The sequence below is a fragment of the Mycobacterium sp. TH-M82 genome (assembly GCF_057473605.1).
Genome location: NZ_JBYCKY010000011.1, coordinates 1 through 6,691, shown reverse-complemented (window position 1 = coordinate 6,691; position 6,691 = coordinate 1). Strand labels below are relative to the sequence as shown.

The following is a 6,691-nucleotide window of genomic DNA, read 5'->3' as shown; positions in this document are numbered from 1 at the left end:
TGACCGGCATCGGCTCGGTGCTGGGGCTGGTGGTCGGTGGTGCGCTGACCGAGGTGTCGTGGCGGCTGGCGTTTCTGGTGAACGTGCCGATCGGGCTGGTGATGATCTACCTGGCGCGCACCGCGCTGGCCGAAACCCAGCGAGAGCCGATGAAGCTGGACGCCACCGGAGCCGTACTGGCCACGCTGGGATGTACCGCCGCGGTTTTCACCTTCTCGATCGGCCCGGAACAGGGCTGGATTTCGGTCGTCACTATCGGCGCAGGCGTGGTGGCGGCGGCCGCATTCGTGGCATTCGCCCTGGTGGAGCGCACCGCCGAAAACCCCGTTGTGCCACTGAACCTGTTCTTCGACCGCAACCGGCTGGCGACCTTCGCGGCCGTTTTCCTGGCCGGCGGCGTGATGTTCACCCTGACCGTGATCATCGGCCTGTACGTGCAGGACATCATGGGCTACAGCGCGCTGCGGGCAGGCGTCTGCTTCATCCCGTTCGCCATCGCGATGGGCATCGGCCTGGGCGCGTCGTCGCAGCTGGTGTCGTTGTTCCCGCCGCGGGCGGTAGTGCTCAGTGGCGGGGTCTTGGTGGTGGGAGCGATGCTGTACGGCTCGACGCTGAACGCCGCCATACCGTACTTCCCGAATCTGGTTCTGCCGATCGTGATCGGCGGTATCGGTATCGGCATGATCATCGTTCCGCTCGCGTTGTCGGCGATCGCCGGCGTGGGCTTGGACCAGATCGGGCCCACCTCGGCGATCACACTGATGTTGCAGAACCTGGGCGGCCCGGTGGTGCTGGCCGTCATTCAAGCCGTCATCACCTCGCGCACGCTGTATCTGGGCGGCACCAACGGCCCGGTGAAGAACATGAACACCGCCCAGCACCATGCGCTGGATCAGGGCTACACCTATGGCCTGCTGTGGGTGGCAGCGGTGGCCGTCGTCGTCGGCGCAGTGTCGCTTCTGATCCGCTACACCGCGGCGCAGGTAGCGCAAGCGCAGGAAGTTCAGGACGCCCTGGACGCCGGCGAGCTGTAACTCACTGCGAAGCTTGGCGGGCTTGACGGCCCCGGTCGGTAGGCTGGCGTTTCATGGCCGCGCCCGGTAGATCCCAGCCGACCGGGCCGCCGCTGTCGCCCAGCGTGCTGGGTATCGCGATCGTGGCGATCACCGGCATGCAGCTGATGTCGACGCTGGACGGCACCATCGTGGTGGTGGCGCTGCCGCGGATGCAGGCCGACCTGGACTTCTCCGATGCGGCCAAGAGCTGGGTGATCACCGCCTACGTGCTGACGTTCGGCGGTCTGCTGCTGCTCGGCGGCCGGGTCGGCGACGCTATCGGCCAGAAACGGGCGTTCGTGTCCGGCGTGGGGGTCTTCACCATCGCGTCGCTGGTGTGCGGCGTGGCCACCGACTCCGCCACGTTGATCGTGGCCCGGGCGGTGCAGGGCACCGGGGCCGCGGTGGCCGCGCCGACCGGCCTGGCGCTCATCGCGACGACCTATGCCGTCGGGCAGGCCCGCAACCGGGCGATGGCGGTGTCGGCCGCGATGCAGGGCCTGGGCTCGGTGCTCGGCCTGGTGCTCGGCGGCGCGGTCACGGTGGTGTCGTGGCGGCTGGCGTTTCTGGTCAACATCCCGATCGGGATCGTCATCGCTGCCATCGCGGTGTCGCAGCTGACCGAGACCTACCGGGAACGGCTTCGGCTCGACCTTCCCGGGGCGCTGCTGGCCACCGCCGCCTGCACCGCCGCGGTGCTGGTGTTCACCCAGGGGCCGCCGCTGGGCTGGCTAGATCCGTGGGTGATCGGCGCAGGTGTCGCCGCGGCGGGGTTTTTCGTCGTGTTTTTCGCTGTCGAGCGCACGGCGGTCAATCCGCTGGTGCCGTTCGTGGTGTTCGACGACCGCAACCGGGTGATGACGTTCGTGTCGCTCTTCCTGGCCGGCGGGGTGATGCTGACGCTGACGGTGATGATCGGCCTGCTGGTACAAGACGTGCTCGGTTATTCCGCGCTGCGGGCCGGCCTCTGCTTCATCCCGTTCGCGGTGGCGTTCGGCCTGGGCAGCGCGCTGGCCGCGCGGCTGGCGCTGCGTGTCGCACCGCGCTGGCTGATCATGGGTGGCGGCGTCTTGGTGCTGGGTGCGATGCTGTACGGCTCCACCCTGACGCGGGCCATCCCGTACTTTCCCGACCTGTTCTGGCCGGTTGTCATCGGGGGTTTCGGCATCGGGGTGATCGCGGTGATCCTGCCGCTGTGCGCGCTCGCCGAGGTCGGCCCGGCCGAGATCGGCCCGGTGTCGGCGATCACGTTGATGGTCTACAACCTCGGCGGCCCGGTGGTGCTGGTGGTCATCCAGGCGGTACAGACCTCACGCACGCTGTACCTGGGCGGTACCACCGGTCCCGTCGGGGACATGACCCCCGGCCAGCTCGACGCGCTCGGATACGGATACACCTATGCGCTGCTGTGGGTGGCCGCCATCGCGATACTGGTGGGCGCGGCGGCGCTTTTCATCGGATTCTCGGCCGATCAGATCGCGCGCGCCCAGCACACCCGCGAGGCGGTGGAGGCCGGGGAACTCTGACTCACTTGACCGGTCAGCATGCGCAAACTCGCATTCGAAGCGGCCGCGGAGTGCGATTTTATGCATGCTCGCTGACGGGGAGGGGTGTCGCCGGTCGGCTAGGCTGGCCCGCTGTGATCACCCGGATGTCCCAGCTGTTCCTGCGCACCCTGCGTGACGACCCCGCCGACGCTGAGGTCCCCAGTCACAGGCTGTTGATCCGCGCCGGCTACATCCGCCCGGTCGCACCGGGCCTGTACAGCTGGCTGCCGCTGGGGCTGCGGGTGCTGCGCCGGATCGAACGTGTTGTGCGCGAGGAGATGAACGCCATCGGCGGTCAGGAGATTCTGCTGCCGGCACTGTTGCCGCGCGCCCCGTATGAGGCGACCAACCGCTGGACCGACTACGGCGACACCATGTTTCGGCTACAGGACCGCCGGCGCAACGACTACCTGCTCGCCCCGACCCACGAAGAGCTGTTCACGCTGCTGGTCAAGGGCGAATACAGCTCGTACAAGGACTTCCCGCTGCTGCTCTATCAGATCCAGACCAAGTACCGCGACGAAGCCCGTCCGCGGGCCGGCATCCTGCGCGGCCGCGAATTCGTGATGAAGGACTCCTACTCTTTCGACATCGACGACGCCGGCCTGCAGGCCGCCTACCACGCGCACCGCGAGGCCTACCGGCGCATATTCGACCGGCTGGGCGTGCGTTATGTCATCGTGGCCGCGAAGTCTGGCGCGATGGGCGGGTCTGCCTCCGAGGAGTTCCTGGCCGAGAGCCCGATCGGCGAGGACACTTTCGTGCAGTGCCCGGAGTCTGGGTATGCCGCCAACGTCGAGGCGGTGCTCACCGCGCGGCCGGACCCGCAACCCGTCGAGGGGCTGCCCGAACCGGTGGTGTACGACACCGGGGACACCCCGACCATCGCAACGCTGGTCGACTGGGTCAACGGCGCCGGTGTTGCCGGTTTGGCAGGCCGTACCATCACCGCCGCCGACACGCTGAAGAACGTCCTGCTCAAAATCCGCCGGCCCGGCGGCGACTGGGAGTTGCTGGGCATCGGGTTGCCCGGTGACCGGGAGGTCGACGAGAAGCGGCTGGGCGCGGCGCTCGAACCGGCCGAATACCTGCTGCTCGGCGACGACGACTTCGCCGCCTACCCGTTTCTGGTCAAGGGGTACATCGGTCCGAAGGCCCTGGCCGACAACGGCGTGCGCTATCTGGTCGACCCGCGGGTGGTGGACGGCAGTAGCTGGATCACCGGGGCCGACGCGCCCGGCCGCCACGTCGTCGGCCTGGTCGCCGGCCGTGACTTCACCGCCGACAGCATCATCGAGGCCGCCGAGGTCCGCGACGGCGATCCGTCCCCCGACGGTGCCGGCCCGCTGATGTCGGCCCGCGGCATCGAGATCGGCCACATTTTTCAGCTGGGCCGCAAATACACCGACGCCTTCACCGCCGACGTCCTTGGTGAAGACGGCCGCCCGGTGCGCCTGACGATGGGCTCCTACGGCGTCGGGGTGTCGCGGCTGGTGGCCGTCATCGCCGAACAGCACCATGACGAGTTGGGGCTGCGTTGGCCGAGCAGCGCCGCACCCTTCGACGTGCACCTGGTGATCGCCAACAACGACGACGCGGCCCGTGCTGGCGCCACCACGCTGGCCACCGACCTGGACCGGCTGGGCGTCGAGGTGCTGCTCGACGACCGCCAGGCGTCGCCGGGGGTCAAATTCACCGACGCCGAGCTGTTGGGGATGCCATGGATCGTCGTGGTGGGCCGGGGCTGGGCCGACGGTGTGGTCGAGCTGCGCAACCGTTTTTCCGGCCAGATCCGGGAGCTGGCCGTCGACGCCTCGCTGGCCGCTGAGGTCACGGGTGCGGTCGCCGCTAATCCGTACCACCCGGGAAGGCCCGGGTGATCGGCCAATTGCCCAGCACCTGATTCCAGCGCGCGGCCAGCACCGCGCTTTGCGCCAGTGCGGTCGTCGCGAATTGGCGGTCGGTGAGTTCGCGGGCCTGTTCGACGACCGCCCGCCAGGCTACCGCGGCGTCGTTCTCCATCCGAAGCGCCAGCTGCGCGGCGTCGGTGTTGTCGTTGACCGGGATGGGCAGTTGATAGCCGGCGGCGGCGACGGGGGCGGCCTGCGAGCGGGCGGACAGCATGGTGATGACTCGGTCGCGCCGGTCGCGGTGCTGGCGAACCGCATCGGACACCAGGTAGTTCAGATCCGGGAGAATGTACGCCGACACCACGCCGTAGCCGTAGATGACGCCGTGTTCGGTTGCCAGCGCGTCGCCGAGGACAGCGTCGGGGCCGGTTGCCGGGCTGGGCTCGGTCGATGTCACGGTCGCGCCACCAGCGCGACGGTGTAGGCGGCTGTACAAGCTGCGGCGATGGAGGCGAGCAGCCCAGCTTGATAACCCGACATCTCGGTCGCCAGCTTTGCGGCACCCTCTGCTGCGGTCCGCAGGGCATTCACCACGTCGGACACCGTGGGGGCCGGTGTCGAGGGTGTGGCCCGGCCGGCGGTGGTGGTCGCCTCAGGTGTTTGGGTCGGGCTCGGCTCGCGGTGACCGGCGACCCGGGCGATCTCGGCGGCCAGCGCATGAGCATGTTCGGCCCGTTCTGCCGCGATCTGGGCTAACGCAGGGGCGATCACCGGGGGTTCCGTGTCAGCAACAGCGGCAGCCGCCGCGGTGGCCAACTCGCTGTCCCGGCGTGCCAGCTCCTGTTGAGCTTCCAGCTCGTCGACCTCGGGCGGTGCCGGCGCCGATCCGCACGCCGGCGCTGCCACGGCGAGCAGGGCGAGAGACCCGGCACCGGCCAGCACGCGTCGCCTGCTGACGACCGGATCGGCGGATGCAGCGGTGCTGGGCACGCCAACATCCTGCCAGGTCTAGACGGTGCCGGCTGCCTCCGGCCCGGCTCGCAACGCGCCGCTGCGCAGAGGTTAAGTGGCTTTCCAGTCTGCCGTGGCCACGCGCGATTCGGCGTATCGTGGGAAGCTGGTTCCCCAGGCGAAACCGGCTTCGTCCCGGGCAGACGATCGGACAACTCAAGACGAGGAGCTCGCCGTGGCCAGCAGGCTACCTTCGCAGACGCAGGTGATCGAGCTACTCGACGCAGAATTCGCCCGCACCGGATATGAGATCGAAGACGCCGTCGTTGATACGCATGCCCGGCCGCCACGGATCACCGTGGTCGTCGACGGTGACGCGCCGCTCGACATCGAATTTTCATCGCCAACCGAGCGTGAGGCGGAGCTGGCTCGGACTCTGGTTGGCCGAACGGAGACCGGCGGATGAACATCGACATGACCGCGCTGCACGCGATCGAGGCGGACAAAGGCATCTCGGTGGATGTGGTGGTGGAGACGATCAAATCCGCGCTACTGACCGCTTACCGGCACACCGAAGGCCACGAGACCGACGCCCACATCGACATCGACCGCAAAACCGGACTGGTCCGCGTGATGGCCCGGGAGATCGATGATGACGGCAACGTCGTCAGTGAATGGGATGACACCCCTGAAGGTTTCGGCCGGATCGCGGCTACCACCGCCCGTCAGGTGATCTTGCAGCGGCTGCGTGACGCCGAGAACGAAAAGGCCTACGGAGAATTCTCTGCCCGGGAGGGTGACATCGTAGCGGGCGTCGTTCAGCGCGATTCCCGGGAAAACGCCCGCGGTGTCGTGGTGGTGCGGCTCGGTACCGAAACAAAGGGATCCGACGGCCTCATCCGGTCCGCGGAGCAGGCGCCCGGCGAACGCTACGAGCACGGCGATCGGCTGCGCTGCTACGTCATCGGTGTCTCCCGTGGTCTTCGCGAGCCGCGCATCGAGCTGTCCCGCACCCACCCCAATCTGGTCCGGAAACTGTTCGCGCTGGAAGTCCCGGAGATCGCCGACGGGTCGGTGGAGATCGTGGCGGTGGCCCGGGAGGCGGGCCACCGGTCCAAGATCGCTGTCATGTCACGGGTTTCCGGACTCAACGCCAAGGGTGCCTGCATCGGCCCAATGGGTCAGCGGGTCCGCAACGTGATGAGCGAGCTGTCCGGTGAGAAGATCGACATCATCGACTACGACGAAGACCCGGCGCAGTTCGTCGCCAATGCGCTGTCGCCGGCGA

General features: G+C 68.2%; 6 protein-coding genes and 1 pseudogene. 5 read left to right on the top strand and 2 right to left on the bottom strand.

Annotation, left to right across the window (positions count from 1 at the left end; all coding sequences use genetic code 11):
* The 3 genes from AC2VON_RS00320 to AC2VON_RS00310 form a co-directional block, all read left to right on the top strand.
* Positions 1–1,034 (top strand): MFS transporter (locus tag AC2VON_RS00320; RefSeq protein ID WP_486951159.1); only part of this gene is annotated, 1,034 nt, incomplete at its 5' end.
* 53 nt (positions 1,035–1,087) lie between these two features.
* Positions 1,088–2,581, top strand: coding sequence for an MFS transporter (locus AC2VON_RS00315; RefSeq protein WP_486951158.1), 1,494 nt, complete (start codon positions 1,088–1,090; stop codon positions 2,579–2,581).
* Between the two features lie 113 nt (positions 2,582–2,694).
* On the top strand, positions 2,695–4,482 hold the full coding sequence (locus AC2VON_RS00310) for a proline--tRNA ligase (RefSeq protein ID WP_486951157.1): 1,788 nt from the start codon (positions 2,695–2,697) through the stop codon (positions 4,480–4,482).
* Here the strand turns inward: AC2VON_RS00310 and AC2VON_RS00305 are convergent.
* Both AC2VON_RS00305 and AC2VON_RS00300 read right to left on the bottom strand, forming a co-directional pair.
* The gene (locus AC2VON_RS00305) at positions 4,451–4,909 is read right to left on the bottom strand and encodes a ferritin-like domain-containing protein (protein WP_486951156.1); all 459 of its coding nucleotides are present in this window, start codon (positions 4,907–4,909) and stop codon (positions 4,451–4,453) included. The genes AC2VON_RS00310 and AC2VON_RS00305 overlap by 32 nt on opposite strands.
* Positions 4,906–5,442 (bottom strand): hypothetical protein, encoded by a 537-nt coding sequence (locus AC2VON_RS00300; protein ID WP_486951155.1) that lies wholly within the window; start codon positions 5,440–5,442, stop codon positions 4,906–4,908. The genes AC2VON_RS00305 and AC2VON_RS00300 overlap by 4 nt, the downstream gene beginning before the upstream one ends.
* A 196-nt stretch (positions 5,443–5,638) precedes the next feature.
* Between AC2VON_RS00300 and AC2VON_RS00295 the strand changes: the two are divergent.
* Positions 5,639–5,824: pseudogene (locus tag AC2VON_RS00295) on the top strand (ribosome maturation factor RimP); the annotation flags it as partial.
* Positions 5,825–5,865: 41 nt separating this feature from the next.
* Positions 5,866–6,691 (top strand): NusA N-terminal domain-containing protein (locus AC2VON_RS00290; RefSeq protein WP_486951154.1); only part of this gene is annotated, 826 nt, incomplete at its 3' end.